Genomic DNA, 2,416 nt, shown 5'->3' on the forward strand with positions numbered 1-2,416 from the left:
AAGTATTAATTTACGGGTCTCTTATTAAGGGAATTTAAAGCTGAAATAACAGCTTAAATATAATATACGAGGAGGAAAGAGAGTGAAAAATAATTCATTTAAAATAATTGAAGCAGCAAAAACAGGGAGAAAAAAAGTCCATCCAATCTTTGCTGTAATATTAGCCATTATATTTTTGACTTTAGGTGAACTATTTATGTTGTTTATGTTATTTTTACCGAAAGTTGAAACAACATTCATGAAAGGGATTTATGATAATATTAGAATGCTGTTAACATTTGGAGGAGCTATACTCATTTTATTTATATGGATTCGTTTTGTAGAAAAAAGGCCATTTTCATCCATGGGTTTTTGGAAAGAGAAATGGATGAGAAAGTATTTAAAAGGTGCATTAATAGGATTTGTATTTATTTCAATACCAGTTATTTTGCTGTTACTAATGGGAAGTGTAAAATTACAAGTACAACATATTACCTCAACAGTAATAGTAGGTATATTAGGATCCTTAGTTGCATTTTTAATACAAGGGGCAACTGAAGAAATTATTGTACGAGGTTGGTTATTCCCGGTTCTTTCTACTAGAGGTCGTATATGGGTTGGAATAATTGTTACTTCTTTTTTATTTGGATTTCTTCATCTCCTTAATCCGGGAATTACAATATTATCTATATCGAATATAATATTAGTTGGAGTATACGCAGCTTTATACGTATTGAAAGAAGATGGTCTATGGGGAATATGTGCATGGCACTCAATTTGGAATTGGGCGCAATATAATGTATATGGTTTCGCCGTTAGTGGTACAAATGTGTATTCCACTCCGATTTTTAAGTCTATAACAAATGGACCAGAAATATTGCATGGAGGCACATTTGGTATTGAAGGCAGTATCATTACAACAATAATGCTCTCCATCGCTTCAATTGTTTTATGGAAACAGTTATGGGGGAGAAAAGCGAAACAAAGAGATTTTAGTTAATGAAAGAGGGAGGAACTATGGGGATTATAGCGTTTGAGGGAGCAAGTGCGGTTGGTAAGAGCACAACGTGTCGTGAGTTAGAAAAGAATTATGGTGCTTATATTATACCTGAAGTGAATTTATTATTTGAAAGACCAAAAAATGAACATAGAACATGGTATTTTGAAAAACAAGTAGAGCGCTGGAAAATAGCAATGCAGAAGTCAGAGCAATATAAATTAGTAATACTTGATGGAGACATTTATCAGCCGCTTAGTTATAATTGGTGTTTCCATTTTGAAATATTTGATCAGCCATTATCTTTAATAGAAAACTTTTATAAAGAAAAGCTGATACATAGGGAAATTGGTTTTCCTGATCAATATTTTTATTTATATACGAATGATGAAGAACTTAGAAAACGGAAAGAATTTGACGAGACAAAAAGAAGAAACTTTGAAAAACATTTACATATATCAAAATCGTTTCAACGTTATTATGAAAATTTAAATGCCATTACAGACGGGTACTGCAAAATAATTGAAGCGAAAAGTGTAAAAACGAATGAACTAGAAATTGTAAATAACTTAAACAGTTTACATGTGTGTGAAGAGAGTCGTTTTGATGTTTCGAGATTAGATGCGATTACGAAGTGGTTAAAAGAAAATCGCGCATAAAAAGAACGAGTACCTTATAAGGTACTCGTTCTTTTTATGCATATTGAATATGTAAGTTCGTTTCATAAATTGTTTTTTAAATTTGTAAGTTTGCTTGTTCATTTTTCTGAATAGCATTTTTATATTTAGGTAAGAAAAGTTGAGAAGGATAAACTGGGAGTTCACCACAAATATCAATACCATAAATAGATTTATTCATAATTAGAGAATGAATAAATTGTAAAAGTCTAGATAATTTCATGTGCCCTTGATCCCAATTGGTAATAGTAACTTTTGGATCTAAAACATCTTTATCAATGCTTACATATATTGTTTCTGTATGAATATGTGAAAGTATTGTATGCATGGATACTTCATGTGATATATCAATTGGAAAAATTTCTACGTATGGACAATCATTAGAATGAATTGTAAGAGAAGAAGGCCCAATAATGATTACCTTCTTTAAATTATCATTATTTCGAAGAGAAAATGATACCCAAGATCCACAGGAAATAAGAGTCTGTTCATTCGCTCCCTGTAAGTTCATATCAGTATGATGATCAAATAGTATAAGGGTAAAAGGCTTGTTTATTTCTTCTAATAATAAATGAGATACATAATGATAATTTCCAGAACCTATAAAAGTAATTCCTTTATTCTTTCTGCGATTTAATGCTCTTTTTATATGCATTAAAGAAGTGTTTTCGCAATATAGATTTGCGTGTGTCAACAACGATTCAAATTTCCCCAATTTCAACGAAATGAAATTCCCCATTATGAACGGCTAAATCGTTGTTTG

2 protein-coding genes and 1 pseudogene are annotated in these 2,416 nt (G+C 30.9%); 2 read left to right on the plus strand and 1 reads right to left on the minus strand.

Going from position 1 to position 2,416, the window contains the following annotated elements; all coding sequences use genetic code 11:
* The first annotated feature begins 82 nt into the window (after positions 1–82).
* Positions 83–979 (plus strand): CPBP family intramembrane glutamic endopeptidase, encoded by an 897-nt coding sequence (locus PDQ33_RS28705; RefSeq protein ID WP_061130764.1) that lies wholly within the window; start codon positions 83–85, stop codon positions 977–979.
* Positions 979–1,635 (plus strand): AAA family ATPase, encoded by a 657-nt coding sequence (locus PDQ33_RS28710; protein ID WP_270757102.1) that lies wholly within the window; start codon positions 979–981, stop codon positions 1,633–1,635. Before PDQ33_RS28705 ends, PDQ33_RS28710 begins: the two co-directional genes overlap by 1 nt.
* 76 nt (positions 1,636–1,711) lie before the next feature.
* On the opposite strand, the pseudogene PDQ33_RS28715 reads toward PDQ33_RS28710, so the two are convergent.
* Positions 1,712–2,347: pseudogene (locus tag PDQ33_RS28715) on the minus strand (arginase family protein); the annotation flags it as partial.
* Positions 2,348–2,416 lie beyond the last annotated feature (69 nt).

The organism is Bacillus cereus group sp. Bc031, from assembly GCF_027716265.1.
Lineage (GTDB): Bacteria > Bacillota > Bacilli > Bacillales > Bacillaceae_G > Bacillus_A > Bacillus_A paranthracis.